The organism is Bradyrhizobium sp. Mp27 (genome assembly GCF_029953005.1).
GTDB classification, from domain to species: Bacteria; Pseudomonadota; Alphaproteobacteria; order Rhizobiales; family Xanthobacteraceae; genus Bradyrhizobium; species Bradyrhizobium barranii.
The window spans coordinates 1-17,791 of sequence record NZ_JASAUS010000037.1 but is presented as its reverse complement, the minus strand read 5'-3'; the positions used below and the strand labels follow the sequence as shown (position 1 = coordinate 17,791).

Sequence of the window (17,791 nt, the reverse complement as noted above, 5' to 3'; positions counted from 1 at the left end):
ACAAGCGAACTGCGAGCGCAATGGCAAAGATGCTTCGGCTGAAATGGATGTCGATCTCGGCGGGAGCGGTCTTCGCGAGCCTCATCGGCATCGCCTCGTCGGAGGCCGCGGACTGCCCGCGCAAGGACGCGCTCGGCACCTCGCGCGTTCTGAGCGTCGACGCCAAGACCACGCCGCGCGTGGGCCTCAAGAGCTTTCCGCAGACGCTGCCGCTCGCCGATCACGAGGTCGTCCTGACCTTCGACGATGGCCCGCATCCGCCGACGACGTCGAAGGTGCTGGCGGCGCTGGCGCAGGAATGCGTGCGCGCCACCTTCTTCCTGATCGGCCTGCACGCCTCCGAACATCCTGACATGGTCAAGCGCATCGCGCGCGAGGGCCACACCATCGGCCACCACACCTGGTCGCACCCCTTCATGGCGCGGATCCCGTTCGAGAAGGCGAAGAGCGAGATCGACCGCGGCATCGCAGCCGACGAGATGGCGCTCAAAGGCGTGTCGACGACGACGCCCTCGACGCCGTTCTTCCGCTTCCCCTATTTCGAGGGGACGCCAGCGCAGCTCGACCTGCTCCAGTCACGCGGCATCGTCGTGTTCGGGGCCGACCTCTGGGCCAGCGACTGGAACGAGATGACGCCGGAGCAGGAATTGAAGCTCGTCACCGAGCGCCTCGCCGCCGCCGGCAAGGGCATCATCCTCTTCCACGACCCCAAGGCACGCACGGCCGCGATCATGCCGGCCTTCCTGCGGTACCTCAGGGACAACGGTTATCGCGTCGTTCACGTCGTGCCGGCGGGCACATCACAGAAGAGCGCCGATGCGCATTGATGCCGTAATGTCACGGCGGCGCAAAATGGGGTGATTTGGGCCCTATTAACAGTCTGTTCATGCTACGGCATGCAAGGATGTAGAGGGTATTGCGCCTGAACCGTTTCTGGGCGTCTCCGACCAATTAAGGCGGCAGTCGCGTAAGGAGGCAAACGAGGTTCATGATCGGAAGTAGCGTTGTTGTTCGGACGCGATCGTGGATCGTCCTCTGTCTGGGGCTGTTGGTCGTCGGTTCACCGGCGGCCCTTGCGGCGGACTGTCCCGGCCATCCGGATGCACTCGGGACCTCCCGCACCCTCGTGGTCGATCCGCGCGAGCATCCGCGCATCGGCACCATGCAGTACCGCGAAACGCTGCCGCTGAAAGACCACGAAGTCGTTCTGACCTTCGACGACGGTCCGTTGCCGAAATATTCGAACCAGATCCTCAAGTTGCTCGACGACGAGTGCATCAAGGCGACCTTCTTCATCATCGGCGAGCAGGCCAAGGCGAACCCGGAAGGCGTGCGCAAGCTGGTGGCCGCGGGCCACACTGTCGGCACGCACAGCATGAGCCATCCGCTGACGTTCGACCGGATGCCGATCGACAAGGCCGAAGCCGAGATCAACGGCGGCATCCAGTGGACCTCGGCCGCGATGACCGATCCATCCAAGCTCGCGCCGTTCTTCCGCATTCCCGGCTTGATGCGCGCCGAAGGCGTCGAAAACCTCCTGATCTCGCGCGGCATCCAGGTCTGGAGCGCCGACTTCCCCGCCGACGACTGGCGCCATGTGTCGTCCGACCGCGTCTATCAGCTCGCGATCCAGCGGCTGGAAGCCAAGGGCAAGGGCATCCTGCTGCTGCACGACATCCAGCCCCGTACGGTGGCGGCGCTGCCGAAGATCATCCGTGACTTGAAGGCGAAGGGCTATCGCATCGTGCATGTGGTGCCCGCGACCGCCGACCGGCCGGCAACGCCGACCACGCCGGTGGAATGGCTGCTGCATCCACCGACCGAGACCGTGCCGATCGCCCGCTGGCCGTCCGTGCCGAACTTCGTGTTCGCGCAGGCCAAGACGCTGCCGGCGCCCTCGCTTGCCGACCTCAACGCGCAGACCGAGCATCAGCCGCTGCTGCCGCACAAGACCATGGCGCTGGCGAATGTCGCGGCCACCCTGCCCGTGCCCGACCGCGATCTCTTTGCCATCCCCGAGGGCTCGGTCGAGGTCCTGCTGTCGACGACCTTGTCGCGGCGCGCCGCGACGCGGCTGGCGATGGCGGCCGAGACGCCCCGTGCAGCCAAGGGCAAGGCCGGCAAGTCGCGCGGACATCGGACCGCACACGCGGCGCCGGCCGGTGCGGAGCACACCGCGCAGGCTACGGGCACCGCACCCAAGAGCATTGTCCCCAAGAGCACTGCCAAGAGCACCGCCCCGAAGGGCGCGGCACCGAAGAGTGCCGTGACGCATCCGACCCGCGTCGCCAGCCTGAAGAAGCGCGCGCAGTAAGCTCTACTGGCGCATGATGTTGGCGACGCAGAGCAGCACGATCAGCGCCAGGAAGAACAGGTCCATATAGGACTTGAGCTCGCCGTCGCGGCGCAGCCGGGCAACGTCGGCCACGACCTGCTTGCGCGCGTTCGTTGCGCCCGAACCGTCATTGATCGGAGCCTGCAGGCGCTTGGTCTCCGCCTCCAGCTTCTCGATCTTCTGGAAGAAATAGAACGCACGCAGCGTCGAGGCCGCGCGCATGCCGGCATAGACCAGCACCAGGATCGCGAGGATCGCCCGGTTCTGGTATTTCTCCATGAAATTCAGGCTGAAATAGACCATCGCCATGAAGGCGAAGTTCGTCACGAAGCGGTAGACGAAGCTAAGAAAGACCATGCCGGCTCCAGCCCTGAGCGATGCGACCCGTCTACGCCATCTTTATTTCGACAAAGATACGATCGCCGGCCGCCTTTTAGCCACGGGCGTTCATAATGCAAGCGAGAGTACCGGGGCCTGCGTGTTCCACGTAAACGCGAGGTTGCCAGCTGCGCGATGGAGATTCGCCGGAAGCTACGGTACATTGGCACAGCCACCGCATGTGGGGTCTGCCGATGCCGAAAAAGGGAATCACGGGCCACGACGACTGGGTGCTGACCGAGGCCCTGGCGACCGCGCTTGTCGCGCTGGAGCAGCTCGAACCAAAACACCAGCCGAGCGCGCATATGGACGACATCCGCAAGATGCTGGCGAACGACAAGGAGCCGTCGGCGGTGAGCCTGCACCTCGCCCAGGCCAAATGCCGCCTGTTTCCGGACACGGACCCGCTCGAGATCTACCGGGAATACGGGATCGGCGACGAATATGGCTGAGAGGCCCGCGCGGGACCTTCGAGCGCGCTGCTGGCTGGAGCTGAGCGGCAGCCGATCGCTCCAACGATCATCCACCTCAATGTTCGCGTGAATTTCAGCTGAGCCGCAAAACGGCTTGACGTCGGCGCCGCCAACGAATGTAATGTTATAACATTACATATCCGGTCCCAATGCCCATCCCCAAGCGTCACCGTCCTATCCCCTTGAAAAGGCTCTTCGATCTCCATGCAAAAACTCCCCGTCACCGTCTTGTCCGGCTTCCTCGGGGCTGGAAAGACCACTTTGCTGAACCACGTCCTGAACAACCGGCACGGCCTGAAGGTGGCGGTGATCGTCAACGACATGAGCGAGGTGAACATCGATGCGGATCTGGTTCGCGATGGCGGTGCGAACCTGTCCCGGACTGACGAGAAGCTCGTCGAGATGACGAACGGCTGCATCTGCTGCACACTGCGAGACGACCTCCTGAAGGAGGTGCGCGCCCTCGCAGACAATGGCCGCTTCGATTATCTCTTGATCGAATCCACCGGCATCTCCGAACCGCTGCCGGTTGCGGCGACCTTCGATTTCCGTTCCGAAGACGGCGAAAGCCTCTCCGATGTGGCGCGCCTCGACACCATGGTCACCGTGGTCGACGCCGTGAACCTGCTCAAAGACTATTCGTCGACGGATTTTCTCGATCAGCGCGGCGAAGCGCTGGCGAACGACAAGCGCACGCTGGTCGATCTCCTCGTCGAGCAGATCGAATTTGCCGACGTCATCGTCCTCAACAAGGTCGATGACGCCTCGCCCGCACAACGCGAGGCAGCGCGAAAGATCATCCGCGCGCTCAATCCGGAAGCGGATCTGATCGAAGCCAACCACAGCCGGGTCGCCTTCGATCGCATTCTCGACACCGGCAGGTTCGACTTCGAAAAGGCCCAGCAGCATCCGCTCTGGTTCAAAGAGCTCTACGGCTTTGCCGATCACGTGCCGGAGACCGAGGAATACGGCGTGACCAACTTCGTCTATCGCGCACGCCGGCCGTTCGATCCCGAAAAGTTCGACAAATTCGTCAGGGAGCCCTGGCCCGGCGTCATTCGCGCCAAGGGACATTTCTGGCTGGCAACACGCCCGCAATGGCTTGGCGAGATCAGCCAGGCTGGCACGATCACGCGCACGCAGGCGCTTGGCTTCTGGTGGGCGAGCGTACCCGCGGAAAGATGGCCGGATGACCCGTCCTGGCGAAAGCAGCTGCGCGCGAACTGGAACGACGTCTACGGCGATCGCCGCCAGGAGATCGTGTTCATCGGCACCAGTATGGATGAAGGTTCGCTCCGCACCCGTCTGGATGCCTGCCTCGTCCCGGGAAAGCCGGCGATGAACGTCACGGAATGGGCGAAGCTCGAAGACCCCTTCCCGGTCTGGCGCCGCGCCGACGAAGCCGCGGAACGCAAATGACCAACGTCGCTCGATTCGTTCCGAAATCCGAGCTCGAGCGGCAGCGCCTCATCCGTGAGGCGCGTGCGATCTACGACAGCATATTTCCGCCGGTCACTTTGACCGGCGGACAAGCTGATGATCGCTTGGACCAACGAGCACCGCGCGAGGCAGTCGCCGAAATCCAGCCAAAACAGCGATAAGGATGAAGGTGGTGCGCTCGGAGGGCGCACCACCTTCCCGGCTCAGCCGCCATATTGCTGCTTCATGTATTTCAGGTAGTTGCCGAGGTGGTGCTGCCAGAAATAGTCCAGCTTCTGGCATCCCGGCGTCCCATCGGTCGGGTTGCCGCCCGGGTTGGCGAAGAGCGGCAGCAGCGCGCCGACGTCGGCATAGTTCAGCGAGGCCTGAAGCTGGTCGAGGATCTGTTGGATCAAGTCCGAGATCGTTGATCCCGTGATCGGTGTGGCGGTTGCCGCGCCGAGATCGGCGGCGGTCAAATGGATCGTCTCGGATGTCAGCCTCAGTGAGAGACTATCGACCCGCTGCCTGAGCCGCCTCACCGCATCGTCGCGAACGCGATTGACTGCGTTCTCACCGTCGGTGACCACGCCGCCGAGCGCGATCGTTGCTTCGGGATTGGGACTGCCGCCGAACCCACGCAGCGGATTTGGCGTGTTGAGGTCTGATATCCACTCCAGGGCAAACGGTGCCTGCGGCACCCAGTCCTGCGTCGACGTCACGGCCCAACCGTATCCGTCGACGGCGGCAAGCCGCGCGTAATCGTATGCGTAGTGGTCGTTGCCGGCCTTGGCAGGCGCGAAGGTATAGGTCTTGTAGGCCGGCCCCTTAAAAACATCCGTCGAGTGCCGGACCAGCGAGGTCAGCAGCGTGGCAATCGAGGCACCCTGGCTGTGCCCGGTGATGTAGACGTCGTTGCCCTGCTCCGCGAGCAGCCCCAAGGTCACGAACAACGGGCTATCGGTGGTGAACAGCATGAGCAGCAAACTCAGAGCGAAGCCCGAATGCACACCGGCTTTCACCGCACTGTCACCCTCATCGCGGGCAAGATAGAACGGCAGCGAGATCGGACCGAGCCTCACGTCAAAACGCGCGTTGATCAGGGGGAACAGCAAGTCGGCCAACACGCTGGCCGCACTTGCGACCGTGCCGCGCACTGCGATCGCGTATTGGGTGGTGTCACTCTGGTTCTGCCAGACCTGCCAGTAATTATCCAATAGCGTGGCACTCGTCGGGGTGAGGTCCTTGCGGATCGCCCAATTTGAGCTTGGATCGGGCACAGAGGGCACGCCGCAGGTTGCCACCGCTTCGGTCAGCGATGGCGTGCCGGCGTAGGCATGCTGCGCCATCTCAAGCAGAAGTTGCGCCTCCGCGAATTGGAATCCCGACTTGAGTGTCATGCTGCCCTCCTTGCAAAGGTGCTCGACTCCAGCCGCCCGTGTTCGGACCCGGAAGCCAGCGACCGATATTTCGTGTCTCTCGGAGTTCATCAATTATAAGATGTGATAGCATAGAAACGCAATAAGAAGGTGTCGATCGACCAGCGCCCCTGGCAGACTACGTCCAGGAACAATTGCGTGAGCAGGGAGGATCCCGCGGTGTGGCCGGTGTTCCAGGCTTTGCCCGCTCCAACTCATTCCAACCGGACGCGCACTGTTCTAACGAAAGCGACATGAGGCATCTGCGGATTCATCGGCCACAGGTTTCGATGATCACGCCGGAGGAAGTCTATAATTTCAGTTTCGACACAATCGATTGGGAACCGCCGCCGCGCCAGGCTGCCGTGGTCAATCTCGGCAAATCAGATTGGCTGAATAGATTCGCTCAGACGCATCTCGTCCGATGCAGCCTCTTTCGTCTGATGTTCTATGATCAAGATCATCGACTTGATCTGAGAGGGCACTTCGGCAGAAACAGGCCCCTACCCCGGCTAAAGCGCCGCGATCCGCCGTTTGGCGCGCTCGGAGGGCGGTCGCATTTATTGAAGTTTCAATGGCTTGCGGAAATAGGCAAAGAGTTCAGGTGGATCTCCAGCTGATAGGTGCTTCTTCCCGTGGATTGACCGAACCTCACAATGGCTTGCGGGACTTCAGCTTGCGGGACTTCGCCACGCAGCGTAACTTTCAACTCCACGTAGCTTATTCGAAAGTAATCTAACGGGTTCGGCCTAGCGGGAGATAGCGATGGCGGATGTCCCATGGCACCTTTCCGGTGACTACTTCGAGAATTGCAGTTGCAGCATCGTGTGTCCCTGCCTCGTGTCGGCGGCTCCGCCGCTGACCGCGCGACCGACCGAGGGCTTCTGTAACGTACCGCTGATCTTCCACGTCGAGAGCGGCCGCTATGGCGACATCGAGCTCGATGGACTCAATGTCCTGGTTATCCTCCACGCGCCGGGGATCATGGCAGACGGAGATTGGTCGGTGGCCGCCTATATCGACCAGCGCGCCAACGATGAGCAGACCGAGGCTCTAGCTGCAATCTTCACCGGCGCCGCCGGTGGTCCGATGGCCGCATTCACACCGCTGATCAGCAAGAACCTGGGGGTTCGCAAGGTCCCGATCACATTCCGAATTGAGGGCAAGACGCGGTCCGCGGAAATCCCAGGCATCCTGCACATGTCCGTCGACCCGTTGCCGACCATGCATCCGAGCGGAGAAATGTGGGCCAACATCGGCCATCCAGTCAGCCCTGACAGGATGGTGATGGCAGTCGGCGCCGCCGGTAATACGTTCAGCGATCATGGCATGCGCTGGGACAATTCCGGCAAGAACGGCCTCTATGCGCCGATCCGCTGGTCGAACCAGGCGTGATGCAACTCCTGATCCGGCCTTGCGAGAAGGCCGGCAACACTTATCGCAAATGACCGACGGCCCCCTGGAAACCGTGCTGCGGCGCGATCGCTGGATCGTCGGCGGCGCGATCGGGATCATTGTCGCGCTGGCATGGAGCTATGTGCTCTGGCTTGCCAAGGACATGGACATGGGCGGCATGGACATGACCGGGTTCCGCATGATCCCGGCCGGGATCGGAATCATGTTGCCGGCGAGCGAGCCATGGCGAGCGATCGAGTTCGCTTATGTGTTGCTGATGTGGGTGGTTATGATGGTCGGAATGATGGCCCCCTCGGCAGCGCCCATGATCCTCCTGTACGCCCGCGTGGGTCGACAAGGGAAAGCGCAGGGCAAGCCGTTCGCTGCGACCGGCTGGTTTGCGGCCGGTTATCTCCTCGCCTGGGGCGGCTTTTCGCTGGCAGCAACCCTACTCCAATGGGCGATCGAGCGGGCAGTCCTGCTGGATTCCCGGATGACGATCGCCAGCAATCTGCTCAGTGCAATCATGCTGATCGCGGCGGGAGTCTATCAATGGACACCGCTCAAGGACGTCTGTCTCGCCCAATGCCAGTCGCCATTTCTTTTCCTGATGCGCCACGGCGGCTTTCGCGACGACCTGCGAGGCTGCCTGCTGCTGGGGCTGCGGCACGGAGGCTATTGTGTCGGCTGCTGCTGGGTCTTTATGGCGCTTTTGTTCGTGGGCGGGGTGATGAACGTGCTTTGGATTGCGCTTTTGGCCCTGCTCGTCCTGTTGGAGAAGCTTACGCCGATTGGACGATGGATCGCGCGCGCCGCCGGCATTGCGAGTGCGGCCACCGGCGTCTGGCTACTGGTGTCGTTGCCGCGGTGATCAGCAACCTGCTTGATGTTCAGTTCGAATTGCCATCGGCAACACCGCAAGTGCAATTCGACCTTACTGTCCCTCACCAAAAAGCATCCCAGCGTTCGCTGCAGGCAACATGCGAGAATCGGGGGTTACGAGAATATTTTTCGTGTCAATGGCTTATCGCCTTTGAATCCCGGCCTATCGCGCCGCGGGCGCCGGAGCGGCGTCGACAAAGCCGACGACAGACTTGAAGCGGCCGTCGTCGGCAATGAAGGCGAAGTCGGTGCCTTTGATGTAGAGCGGTGCATCCGCAGTGGCGCCCGCGACCCAGGAGAAGCGGACATGGTCATGATGGGCTTCAATACCGCTCGCGAGATTGAGCCGGTAGCCAGGAAACTGGCCCTGGGCCTTCGCGATCATGCCGTCGATGGAGTCGTGCCCGCGCCCATCACGAACTCTGTCGACATAGGTGCCGTCCTCGGTCCATGTCGCGGCGACGAGATCGCGCCGTCGCTTCGCGTCCCGCTCGTTCCACGCCGCCAGATACCGCACGACGATGTCGTTAACGCCGACCATCTTGTCTCTCCCATCGCTTGCTCGCTCGGCTGCGACCGCGCCTGACGAAAGCCGCGCGCCAAGCGCGGCCATCGTTGATGCCATCAGAAGATTACGCCTGTTCATTCTGTTCTCCCTCGAGCTGCCCCTGCATCGTTCGCGGCGAGCCCCTCGCTGCTGCGCCAGGGTGCGCCGTGCAGTGGAGAGAGTCGATGATCTCGCAAGTCAAATTGTCTGCTCGGAGAACGCGTGCCGCCTCTGCCCCTCGACGACACACGTGGAGCCCGACCAGACAGGTCAACCAGCCCTGGAGGTGAGCGGATTGCTCGCAACCGACAATCTGGTCTCCTCGACCATGTCGTTCACAATGGCGATCGTGGCCTCGTCAGCCGGAAACAGCATTTCGAGAGCAAGCTCCGACAGCGTGACATCTGCGGGTGCACCGAAAACGGTCGTGGTGTTCAGGAACGAGACTCCGCCGAGACGGGTTTGAACACGAAGTGGCGAAACATATCGCTGAGGACCATCTCGCGATGCGAGCGCCACGCTCCCCTTGGGAGCCGGGTAGGACGATACTTCGGTCAAAAGAGCCTGGATGACGGGATCCGCCCTCGCCTCGATCTGCTGCTTCAGCACCGTGACGGTGTGGGCGCGCCACTCGACGAAATTCTCGATGCGCGGTCCCATGCCATCGGGATGCAGGATGAGGCGCACGGCGTTGACCGGACTGCGAAGCAGTTCCGGAGAACACCCCTCGTAAAGCTGCGGCAGCGCCGCGTTCGACAGGACGACGTTCCAGTGTCGGTCCAGCACATACGCCGGATAAGGAAGGTGGACCCGGAGGACCTGCTCCATCGCGGATTTGGCGGATGACATCTCTTCGAGAGACCTCTCGGCGAAGGCGGGCGAAAAGCCTGCGGCGAGCAGAAGCACGTTTTGATCCCGCAACGGCAGGTTCAACTGCTCAGCCAGGCGGTGGACCATCTCCCTGCTCGGACGCGAACGACCCGTCTCCAGATATGACAGATGCCGGGTCGAGCTGTTTGCGGCCAGCGCAAGCGCCGTCTGCGACAGCCCCCGGCTGACCCGCCACCTCCGTAGCAATACGCCGAATTCAACTGCGCGGCCGGACATGCGACATCCTACCAAGCGCCGCGTCCGCCACACCATGACCTCCGAGGTCATATTCGCGCCGCACGTCAGCGTGTTTTTGACCTGCGAGGTTATCGACCGAGCGCGGTCGCGTGAAGCACCCTTCCCGGGCCTGGCGAAGGTCCGAGCCATGGCGCTGAGGCAGGACCAATCATGCCGAGGAGATCATCATGGAAAGCCCAAGCAGTCTGGCCGACCGTTACGTCGCCGTCTGGAACGAGACCGATACGGAGCGGCGCAAGAGCCGGATCGCGGAACTGTGGGGCCCCGAGGGGCGGCACTATGTTGGCGACCGCAAGGTCGAAGGCCGGGAAGCCCTCGAGCGACGGGTGCGCGAATCCCATGAGAAGAACGTCAGGAACAATCGCAACCGGTTTCGAGCGGCCGGCGATGCACGCCGGGTGCACGACACCGTGGTCTTTCACTGGGAAATGCTTCCAGCCGGCGGAGATTCCGTTCTGGCCCGCGGGCTCGAATTCCTCGTCGTCGACGACAGCGGAAAAATCGTCGCCGACTACCAGTTCTTTCCAGCCTAAGGGACGACCGCCGTGCAAACGCTGGTCCGTCGCCGGCAATCACGCCCGAACACATGCCGAGGAGAAGCACCGTGCCGGTCACCTATGTCATCAAGTTTGACGTCGTGCCCGAGCAGCGCACGAATTTTCTGCGGCTGCTCGGGGCGGTGCTCGACGCGATGAGAAACGAGCCGACGTTTCATCAAGCGGTCCTGCATCGCGATCCGGCGTCCGAAAATCGCTTCATGCTCTACGAGACCTGGGAGAGCCATGACGAGGTAGTGAACGTTCAGATCAAGCGACCCTATCGAGACGCCTGGAATAAGGCACTTCCCGCACTGCTCGCACGCGATCGCGATATCGAGGTTTGGGAGTCGCTGCGGAGCGACTATGCTCGAAGTCTTCTGAGCTCCAATTGACGGCGTTACAGCGTCGCCAGCGGAGACTCTACCGCACGAGCGCGGCGTGCCACCTGGTATCCCGTCTCCGGCGTCTGCATCAACTTCCAGGGGGCTTGTTGGCGCAATTCGCGCCGCAAAAGGGCGGCTTTCAAGCCACCCGGAAACAACACTTAGATTTCAATTGGTTACATGCCTTGGTGCGCTCGGAGGGAACCATGGGGCGGCACTACCAGTTGATTTCATTAGAGAATTTAGGTCTAAGCCTTAGTTCTGTATCCCAAATTGATCCCAATTTGTATCACAGAGCGCACCCCTAATCTTGGGTCGCCACACGCCGCTTCCATCCCTGCGGCGGCGGGACCGCATCGTGGCACTTCGCGAGGGTTTCAAGCCATGCGGCAACGCTCGCCGGGATGTCGGCCTGCCCTGCCGCCCAGCGCCGCACTAGCCGGTCGTCGCAGTCGAGGATCGTGGCGAGGCCCCGCTGCGTCCACCGCAGCGAGGCCAGACATTCGGTGAACCGTTCGCCGGTCATCCGACCAGCTTCATGAAGGCCGCGCCAGCGCCGAACAGCGCGGCACCGGCGGTCAGCGTCGTGACGACAAGCTGCCAAGGAGCGAGGACAATATCGCGCGACAGCTTGCCGCGCTCGGCCATCAGCTTGTGTTGCTCGGCGACGAACTTGCGGGTCTCTTCCTGCATGCGCTCGATGCGCGCGACCTGCTCTTGCTGATCCATCGTGGTAGCTTCCGACATTGGGGTTTCCCTCACAAGAGGCCGGGGACAATTCCGCTCAGCCATGTCCGCAATATGCGGACAAGAGGCGCGACTGTCAAGACTCCATTTCCGCCCGCCGGTCACTACATCCGGCATATGCAAAAGCGTTTCGAGTATTGCATTCCGAAGGCCGCCCAGGTCGTCCCGGCCGGTGGCGATTGGCTCCACGAGATCAAGATGGACGGCTATCGCGGCCTTCTGGAACGCGACGGCGATCACGTCCTGCTACGGTCCAGAGCCGCTCTCGATTGGACATGGCGCTACCCCCTGATCGTTGAGGCCGCCTTGAAGCTCCGCACCAAGCGCTTCGTGCTCGACGGCGAGATCGTGATCCTCACGGAGCAAGGCGACGCCGACTTCGACGCCCTGCATTCCAACAAGCGGAACTCGGAAGCCCAACTTTACGCCTTCGACTGTCTGGCGCTCGCCGGTGACGACCTTCGGGAGCTACCCTTGTTCGAGCGCAAGGATCGCCTGGGGCGGCTGCTCACTGATCCAAACGCGGCGATCTTCGCTGCCCCGTTCCAGCCGGGCGAGCTAGGCCCCGGCCTGTTCCAGGCGGCGTGCAAGGCCGGGCTCGAAGGCATTGTCTCGAAGCAACGTGAGACGCGCTACCGGCCCCGCACATGCGATTGGCGCAAGATCAAGAACCGCGCCCACCCTGCTTTCTCGCGGGTGTTCTAGGCGGCTCCGTGGTCGTGCCGGGCGCGCAGAGGCAGATCAGGTTCGGCCGCCGCGTCGCGCCGCTCCCGACACGGCACGGTTGGCAGAAGAGCACCCTCGCAAGCGAGTGGATCGGCTTCTCACGCGGCCAGACGAGATCGGGCAAGGACACGCGCTCGAAGTGGCGGCAGGACGCACACTTCACTTCGAGCAGCGTGAAGCCCGCTTGGATCGCCGCCGCGATAGAGGGTGAAGGATCAGCCTCGCCGCCCAGGAAGCGCCGCGCGTTCCACTCTTCGCAGGCCAGCCGGTGCGCGGCCTCATAGGCGGCCGTCATCCGCACTTCCAACTCCGCGTGCAGCCGCTCGGTGCGCGCAAGCTCGCGAGCGTAGTGCTTACGGTCGCCGCCCGAGAGCGGCATCATGCGGATGATGCGGGCCATGTGTCGATCCTATCGCCGGACGAACGCGAGTCCCAGCCGCTAGGTTTCGTGGTTAAGGACCGTCTAAACACAATGAGACCCGCGCGGGTCTCCCCGGCGGGTCTCGGAAATGCCGTGTCGCCCACGGCCACCTTATCGTTCTCTAGACATTTTTGCGGATCGCGGTCGTCGGAACGGTTGCGACACTGTTGCATTGCCGGGCGGGTACGAAGGCCGCCGTCAGAACGAGATCGGGTCTCAGATTTCAGTAGGCTCGATCAAGGACATGAGAACGGGTTTACTTCTTCATGACGGTGCTCCAAGTCAGTTGCAGAAGTCGTCCCGCCTCAACGGCGATGGCTTACAGTAGCGATTAGGAGGCCCGTGACATGCCCATTCGAGTAGCCCTTGCAACCGCCGCCGTGATCGCCACGGTCGTCTCCGCGCACGCGGCAAAGCGATTGGAAGTCGGGCAATCCGGCGTGCTGCACACGACCGCCCTGGCCTGCCCTACGCTCGAAGGTTTGCAGGCCGTGTTGAAGACGGCGAAGGCGGACTTTGATGCGGGTCTCGCGAAGGGCGCGGCCGAAGGATGCAAATCATACGGCAAGGGGATGGATATCTTCGTTGTCGAAGTCCCCAACGCTCACGTCGCCTGCATTCGGCCGAAGGGAGAGAAGTCCTGCGTCTGGACGACGCAGGATCGCGTTTACGCAATCGACTGACTAGGCTCCGGGGCGAGCGGCGTATTCGAGCGCCGCCGTTCCGAGGTTCACGGCGAGAGCCGTCCCAACCACGTTGACAATGTTGTCCGGCGACATGGTGCCGCGCGTGCCAAGCTGCGTGTTGTTCGCACCGCTCGCGAACATCGCCGAGAGCGAGCGACGCACATAGTCGGCTCCGAAGGTGAAGTTCGTCGCCGTTCCGTTGAGCAGCCGCATCGCCATGTTGGCGGTGACAGCGGGGTCAATCGACTTCCCGGTCCACGCCATGTTAGCAACCTGCCCGTTGATCGAGGCGTCTGCGTCGCGCGTGATGAGAGTGAAGTCAGCGCTCGTATTGCCGTCTCCACGGTCGAGGATCAGACGGTAGGGCTGACGCCCACCCGCCACCGGAGGACCGACGATCTCGCCCGCCTTGAACACGCGGGAGTAGCGCCACTGAGTAATGGCCGGAATCGTGTAGGTCTGCATCTCGTTGACGTTGTACGGGGCCGCCGAATTGGGCGCGCTGCCGAACATATGATAGTAGCCGTCGCTGACGACCTTGAGTGACGTGCCACTGACCAGCAAGCCCTCAACGGCGTGCGCGCTATCGAGTAGCCAGCGATTGACAAGTTGGTCCTTGGCGATGTCCCAAGCGAGCAACATGCCCGGCGACCCGTTCGCGCCAGCGGTGAGCCAGAGATATCCGGCGGCCCCTCGCGACGGGTCCGGGCAGATATGGTCGATGGGTCCTCCCCATCCGCCGTTGAAGTCGGCGTATCGCAGCATCACGCCGTTCAGAGTCACGCACCACACATCGCCGTTGGCCGCGTCGCCAGCCCATAGCGCCTGACGAGTGTCATCCCAGGCGAGCGCGTTAGGGACGAACGGCAAGACCAGCGGAGCACGCGGGATAGAGCCGTCGCGATTCATGAAATAGACGTTGTTGTTCGCGCCGCTGACATAGGCAAGACAGCGCAGCGCACCCGCCGTCACGAACGCGACACCTTGCAAACCGCCGATGCCTTGCACCGTCTGGATTTGCGAAACCAAGCTCGAACCGTCCGCCGACAGCCGCACGATGCTGGTCGGCGTCGTGACGCCGCCAGAGCCGCGAGTCCCCCCGAAGTTGCCGACCCAAACGTCGGTGCTATCGGGGTCCTGGCAAAAGCCCGTGCAGGTAAATCCTTTCCCGGCCTCACCGCCGGGAATGTCGGGGAGCGGCTGTCTCGTCCCAACAGCCAACGTCGTGCCATTCGAGAATACGCGCGGGATCGCCGCTCCCGTGCCGCCCGTAAGCCATGAGAACTTCGACACGTCCTCAGAATAGGCCAGGAAGTTCGGCGGCAGGACAATCCCAGCGAGCGGATACGACAACCCGATGCCGAACCCGAGCCGCATCAGACTGCCCCTTCCAAGCCCGTAGCGGTCGCAGCCGTTACGTGCGTAGCCCAAATGGTCCGCGTTTCACCGGCGGCGAAATTCATCACGCGGCTCGCGCCCCCGCGCTTCAGCGTCACGGTCACGGTGCCAGCGGTGTTCGCGCGGATCGCTCGGATCGGCTGAGCAAGGGGACTTGCACCCGGCACAATAGGCACCCAATCGATTGCGGGACCATCGAAGGGGACGGCAAAGGGATTCTCGCGGGACACGGGGCTTCTCCATTAAGATCAAAGACAGGAGAGCCCGCTTCGCGCGGCAACGCGAGATCAGTTCAGTAGCATTTATCCCAGCCTTCGTCCGCCTCGACGGACTCGATGAAATACTGACAGATGCACGATCTGATCGAGCGCATGCCGTCGCTATTGCCGAACGCACACCATGCGGTGATGCGCCAACCGAGTTGCCACGCCTCGCCCTGGGTCTCCACAGCCATAAATCAACGGTAGAACGGACCATGAACACAGGCCAAGGTCCCACGCATGTTGTGACATAGTGGGTTTAGCTGGTGAATTATTGCAACTACGGTGGGTGCAATTATGACGGATGGTACGCAAAGTCCGTGGACTCATCGCGCTCATGTGACCCGAATCCCGCATGGATGAAAATTCTGTCAAGTTGATTCGGGAAAGCTTCGGAAAGCGGGTCCGAGAACTGCGGCAAAAAGCGGCCCTCTCTCAAGAGGAGCTGGCGGATTTGGCGGGTCTGGACCGAAGCTACATCGGGGGTGTTGAACGCGGCGAACGCAATGAGCCTCGTCAACATCTACAAGATTGCCCGAGCCGTTTGCGGCGTGTTTGTCCGCCTCGGCGGGGCTTCTCTGCGGCCGATATGAAGGCTAAAGCTAAAGGTATTGAGTCGGGGGTCAGCCGTGTCTTCTCTTTATTCGAAACTAAAAAAAGACAGCGTAAACTGGGCAAACGAAGAGGAACTGCGAAAGAGTTGGCTCAAGCATATCGAGAATGAACTTGAAATCGTGTTCCACGCGGAGCGGGAAAGAAACGATGCTTCTTACAATCAAGTCATAATTGAATTTAAAGATAAAGGTCTCTTCAAAGGGAGCATTAAAAGCAATGCTTTCAAAGAAGCGATCAACGAACGATTAGACAAGTACATTGTCCGACGAGCAAAATCGGAGGGGCTTGCGCCCGAGGACTACATCGGAATCGCTACTGATGGGGACCACATTTGCTTTGCCTTCCATAAGGATGGCGTGATCTCTCACCGCAATCTTCTCCCTTTCAATCAGGCGTCTGTTGAGCTTGTCGCTCAAGCGTGCCGTGATGCAAAGCGCCGCGCTGTAACTGCAGGCAATCTTATTGAAGACTTCGGTCACGGATCGCAGGTGGGCACCGAAATGATGGCGGCGCTTGCGAGCGAGTTAGAACGCAACGTCAAGCTGACCTCCAATAACAAAATCAAAATGCTGTTCGAAGAATGGCGCGCGCTATTCGGGCAGGTCGCCGATTTGTCGGCAGCGCAAGCTGAGGAAATCCAGCGAGCAATACCCCTTAACTGACGATCACTCTCTCGCCAGACTATCAACTACTCAGGCCGACGGCTCCCCGCTCCGTGTCAAAAAGCGGTCAAAGCGTTCGCTAATACGGTCGAGCGACCGCACCAACCGCTCTTCGAGCCGGTCGATCAAATTGATGGTCGCGTATTCCTGTGCGACCCTCTCGCGGAACTGCGCGAGATCGCGTTCGGTCGCGGCGGCGAGCCGCTGCGCTTCGGCGGCTGCCGCCTTCGCCTCATTGGCGATGGCCTGCCCGGCTTTCGCCGATGCCTCGTTCTTCGTGTGCGCAACCGCGTTGCGGATCAGAAGCGCGATGATCGCGCCAGCGCCGGTGCCGAGCAGGCCGAAGAGCCATTCGGGGATAGTGATCATTTGCCTTGGGCCGATGCGTTGAGGCGCACATTGCGCACGTTGGAACGGGAGATGCGGAGCCGCTTGTTCGCTTCCTTGCGCGCCGCCTCTTCGAGCTTCCACGCCACTCGCGCGTCCATGCCGGGCGCGGTCTTCGGCGCGGGCACTTCGTCGAGAACGAGCGTGGACTCGTGCGGCACGGCGAAGTCGGGCGACGGCCTAGCGCTTTCCGTGGTCTTGCACGCCGCCAGTGAAATCGTCAGGAGTGAGCAGGCAAGCAGCGTTCGGGCGAGCCTTGAGGCGTTCTTCATAGTCATCGATTTCGTCCTGTGCATCTTGGGCGCGCTGCGCCGCTTCGTCGCGTTGCTTCACTGCGGTCTCGGCCGCGTCGAGCGCCAGATTCAAGCTCGACCTTTGCCGCGCGAGCAGGTCGTCTCGAACCGCGACCGCCTCGCGCAATGCCTTGGCTTCGGCACGGCCATCCGCGAAGCGGTAGCCGACAAGGAACGCTTGCGCCGAAAGGAAGACGTAGACGAGAACCGCCGCCACGCTTGCGTAAGGCGCTACGGCCGGGAGCTTGCTGATGATCGGGAAGTGGCCGACGATCATGCAGACGAAGACGAGAGCCGCGAGCGTAAGGATCACCACGTCGGAGGCCGCAATCTGCCAAAGCAGATCGCCGAGCCCGAGCTTGTCGTTCAAGCTCACAAAGAACTGCCTGATCATTTCTTCTCCATCCAAATCCAGAGGGCGAGGCCGATCAGGATGAAGGTGCCCAGGGCGACGATGACCTTCCAATCCTGAAGCACGCCCAGGAAGGACGTGACAGACAGGCCGCCGAACAGGCCGGACACCGCCGTGATCTTGCTCTTGATGAACGCCTTCAGCTTGCCGGGCGCGGTCGCACTCTCGTCACGGACTGTCATTCGGCTTGCAATATTGACCCCCTAAGCCGGGGGATCGGCGTCCAAAATTGACCCCCTACAGGTTGGTCTGTTGCGCTGCCTGCTTCGTAACAAAGCAGGTGGTGG

The 17,791-nt window shown here is 61.9% G+C and carries 26 protein-coding genes; 14 read left to right on the top strand and 12 right to left on the bottom strand.

Annotated elements, in window-relative coordinates; all coding sequences use genetic code 11:
• Window positions 1–20: 20 nt before the first annotated feature.
• Together QJT78_RS20040 and QJT78_RS20035 are read left to right on the top strand one after the other, a co-directional pair.
• The gene (locus QJT78_RS20040; protein ID WP_038944181.1) at window positions 21–827 is read left to right on the top strand and encodes a polysaccharide deacetylase family protein; all 807 of its coding nucleotides are present in this window, start codon (window positions 21–23) and stop codon (window positions 825–827) included.
• A 161-nt stretch (window positions 828–988) separates the two neighbouring features.
• Window positions 989–2,314, top strand: a complete 1,326-nt coding sequence (locus QJT78_RS20035; protein WP_028150522.1) for a polysaccharide deacetylase family protein — start codon at window positions 989–991, stop codon at window positions 2,312–2,314.
• A gap of 3 nt (window positions 2,315–2,317) precedes the next feature.
• On the opposite strand, the gene QJT78_RS20030 is transcribed toward QJT78_RS20035, so the two are convergent.
• Complete coding sequence (locus QJT78_RS20030) at window positions 2,318–2,692, bottom strand: hypothetical protein (protein WP_014494631.1); 375 nt, start codon at window positions 2,690–2,692, stop codon at window positions 2,318–2,320.
• A 215-nt stretch (window positions 2,693–2,907) separates the two neighbouring features.
• On the opposite strand from QJT78_RS20030, the gene QJT78_RS20025 reads away from it, so the two are divergent.
• The 3 genes from QJT78_RS20025 (at window position 2,908) to QJT78_RS20015 (ending at window position 4,787) form a co-directional block, all read left to right on the top strand.
• Window positions 2,908–3,165, top strand: a complete 258-nt coding sequence (locus QJT78_RS20025; RefSeq protein WP_240537674.1) for a hypothetical protein — start codon at window positions 2,908–2,910, stop codon at window positions 3,163–3,165.
• Window positions 3,166–3,390: 225 nt separating this feature from the next.
• Window positions 3,391–4,605, top strand: a complete 1,215-nt coding sequence (gene zigA / locus QJT78_RS20020) for a zinc metallochaperone GTPase ZigA (protein ID WP_028150521.1) — start codon at window positions 3,391–3,393, stop codon at window positions 4,603–4,605.
• The gene (locus QJT78_RS20015; protein WP_049807812.1) at window positions 4,602–4,787 is read left to right on the top strand and encodes a hypothetical protein; all 186 of its coding nucleotides are present in this window, start codon (window positions 4,602–4,604) and stop codon (window positions 4,785–4,787) included. Before zigA ends, QJT78_RS20015 begins: the two co-directional genes overlap by 4 nt.
• Before the next feature lie 42 nt (window positions 4,788–4,829).
• On the opposite strand, the gene QJT78_RS20010 is transcribed toward QJT78_RS20015, so the two are convergent.
• Window positions 4,830–6,005, bottom strand: coding sequence for a hypothetical protein (locus tag QJT78_RS20010; RefSeq protein WP_028150520.1), 1,176 nt, complete (start codon window positions 6,003–6,005; stop codon window positions 4,830–4,832).
• Between the two features lie 272 nt (window positions 6,006–6,277).
• Here QJT78_RS20010 and QJT78_RS20005 point away from each other — a divergent pair, with 272 nt between their 5' ends.
• The 3 genes from QJT78_RS20005 to QJT78_RS19995 all read left to right on the top strand — a co-directional run bounded on the left by QJT78_RS20005 (window position 6,278) and on the right by QJT78_RS19995 (window position 8,289).
• Window positions 6,278–6,643: a hypothetical protein gene (locus QJT78_RS20005; protein WP_155257863.1), complete on the top strand. Its 366-nt coding sequence runs from the start codon at window positions 6,278–6,280 to the stop codon at window positions 6,641–6,643.
• Window positions 6,644–6,788: 145 nt separating this feature from the next.
• Entirely contained in the window at window positions 6,789–7,418 is a 630-nt protein-coding gene (locus tag QJT78_RS20000) for a DUF1326 domain-containing protein (protein WP_028150518.1), read from the top strand.
• 49 nt (window positions 7,419–7,467) lie between these two features.
• A complete protein-coding gene (locus QJT78_RS19995) occupies window positions 7,468–8,289 on the top strand; it encodes a DUF2182 domain-containing protein (RefSeq protein WP_028150517.1) in 822 nt (273 codons plus the stop codon).
• A 174-nt stretch (window positions 8,290–8,463) separates the two neighbouring features.
• Here the strand turns inward: QJT78_RS19995 and QJT78_RS19990 are convergent, their stop codons facing one another.
• Window positions 8,464–8,946 carry a nuclear transport factor 2 family protein gene (locus QJT78_RS19990; protein ID WP_240537872.1) on the bottom strand — a complete coding sequence of 161 codons (483 nt, stop codon included), beginning with the start codon at window positions 8,944–8,946 and terminating at the stop codon, window positions 8,464–8,466.
• A 171-nt stretch (window positions 8,947–9,117) separates the two neighbouring features.
• Window positions 9,118–9,954: a helix-turn-helix transcriptional regulator gene (locus QJT78_RS19985; protein ID WP_049808127.1), complete on the bottom strand. Its 837-nt coding sequence runs from the start codon at window positions 9,952–9,954 to the stop codon at window positions 9,118–9,120.
• 188 nt (window positions 9,955–10,142) lie between these two features.
• Between QJT78_RS19985 and QJT78_RS19980 the strand changes: the two genes are divergently transcribed.
• Both QJT78_RS19980 and QJT78_RS19975 read left to right on the top strand, forming a co-directional pair.
• Window positions 10,143–10,508, top strand: a complete 366-nt coding sequence (locus tag QJT78_RS19980) for a nuclear transport factor 2 family protein (protein WP_038945843.1) — start codon at window positions 10,143–10,145, stop codon at window positions 10,506–10,508.
• 71 nt (window positions 10,509–10,579) lie between these two features.
• Window positions 10,580–10,906: a putative quinol monooxygenase gene (locus tag QJT78_RS19975; protein WP_085965825.1), complete on the top strand. Its 327-nt coding sequence runs from the start codon at window positions 10,580–10,582 to the stop codon at window positions 10,904–10,906.
• 295 nt (window positions 10,907–11,201) lie between these two features.
• On the opposite strand, the gene QJT78_RS19970 is transcribed toward QJT78_RS19975, so the two are convergent.
• Together QJT78_RS19970 and QJT78_RS19965 are read right to left on the bottom strand one after the other, a co-directional pair.
• Window positions 11,202–11,423 (bottom strand): hypothetical protein, encoded by a 222-nt coding sequence (locus QJT78_RS19970; RefSeq protein WP_038945916.1) that lies wholly within the window; start codon window positions 11,421–11,423, stop codon window positions 11,202–11,204.
• Window positions 11,420–11,644, bottom strand: coding sequence for a hypothetical protein (locus QJT78_RS19965; RefSeq protein ID WP_038945915.1), 225 nt, complete (start codon window positions 11,642–11,644; stop codon window positions 11,420–11,422). The genes QJT78_RS19970 and QJT78_RS19965 overlap by 4 nt, the downstream gene beginning before the upstream one ends.
• A 198-nt stretch (window positions 11,645–11,842) precedes the next feature.
• On the opposite strand from QJT78_RS19965, the gene QJT78_RS19960 reads away from it, so the two are divergent.
• Window positions 11,843–12,349 carry a DNA ligase gene (locus tag QJT78_RS19960; protein ID WP_335337568.1) on the top strand — a complete coding sequence of 169 codons (507 nt, stop codon included), beginning with the start codon at window positions 11,843–11,845 and terminating at the stop codon, window positions 12,347–12,349.
• Here the strand turns inward: QJT78_RS19960 and QJT78_RS19955 are convergent.
• On the bottom strand, window positions 12,309–12,770 hold the full coding sequence (locus QJT78_RS19955; RefSeq protein WP_281460283.1) for a hypothetical protein: 462 nt from the start codon (window positions 12,768–12,770) through the stop codon (window positions 12,309–12,311). The two genes, QJT78_RS19960 and QJT78_RS19955, sit on opposite strands and share 41 nt — an antisense overlap.
• Window positions 12,771–13,171: 401 nt before the next feature.
• On the opposite strand from QJT78_RS19955, the gene QJT78_RS19950 reads away from it, so the two are divergent.
• Window positions 13,172–13,474, top strand: coding sequence for a hypothetical protein (locus QJT78_RS19950; protein ID WP_038944533.1), 303 nt, complete (start codon window positions 13,172–13,174; stop codon window positions 13,472–13,474).
• On the opposite strand, the gene QJT78_RS19945 is transcribed toward QJT78_RS19950, so the two are convergent.
• Window positions 13,475–14,854 (bottom strand): hypothetical protein, encoded by a 1,380-nt coding sequence (locus QJT78_RS19945; RefSeq protein WP_281460282.1) that lies wholly within the window; start codon window positions 14,852–14,854, stop codon window positions 13,475–13,477.
• Window positions 14,855–15,490: 636 nt separating this feature from the next.
• Between QJT78_RS19945 and QJT78_RS19940 the strand changes: the two genes are divergently transcribed.
• On the top strand, window positions 15,491–15,859 hold the full coding sequence (locus QJT78_RS19940; protein WP_281460281.1) for a helix-turn-helix transcriptional regulator: 369 nt from the start codon (window positions 15,491–15,493) through the stop codon (window positions 15,857–15,859).
• On the top strand, window positions 15,765–16,412 hold the full coding sequence (locus QJT78_RS19935) for a hypothetical protein (protein ID WP_049807873.1): 648 nt from the start codon (window positions 15,765–15,767) through the stop codon (window positions 16,410–16,412). Before QJT78_RS19940 ends, QJT78_RS19935 begins: the two co-directional genes overlap by 95 nt.
• A 30-nt stretch (window positions 16,413–16,442) precedes the next feature.
• Here the strand turns inward: QJT78_RS19935 and QJT78_RS19930 are convergent, their stop codons facing one another.
• The 4 genes from QJT78_RS19930 to QJT78_RS19915 are packed head-to-tail and all read right to left on the bottom strand — an operon-like array spanning window position 16,443 to window position 17,686.
• Window positions 16,443–16,781 carry a hypothetical protein gene (locus QJT78_RS19930; RefSeq protein ID WP_038944528.1) on the bottom strand — a complete coding sequence of 113 codons (339 nt, stop codon included), beginning with the start codon at window positions 16,779–16,781 and terminating at the stop codon, window positions 16,443–16,445.
• Window positions 16,778–16,960, bottom strand: a complete 183-nt coding sequence (locus tag QJT78_RS19925) for a hypothetical protein (protein WP_240537697.1) — start codon at window positions 16,958–16,960, stop codon at window positions 16,778–16,780. Before QJT78_RS19925 ends, QJT78_RS19930 begins: the two co-directional genes overlap by 4 nt.
• 19 nt (window positions 16,961–16,979) lie before the next feature.
• Complete coding sequence (locus QJT78_RS19920) at window positions 16,980–17,486, bottom strand: hypothetical protein (RefSeq protein ID WP_038944526.1); 507 nt, start codon at window positions 17,484–17,486, stop codon at window positions 16,980–16,982.
• A complete protein-coding gene (locus QJT78_RS19915) occupies window positions 17,483–17,686 on the bottom strand; it encodes a hypothetical protein (RefSeq protein ID WP_281460280.1) in 204 nt (67 codons plus the stop codon). The genes QJT78_RS19920 and QJT78_RS19915 overlap by 4 nt, the downstream gene beginning before the upstream one ends.
• Window positions 17,687–17,791: the final 105 nt, after the last annotated feature.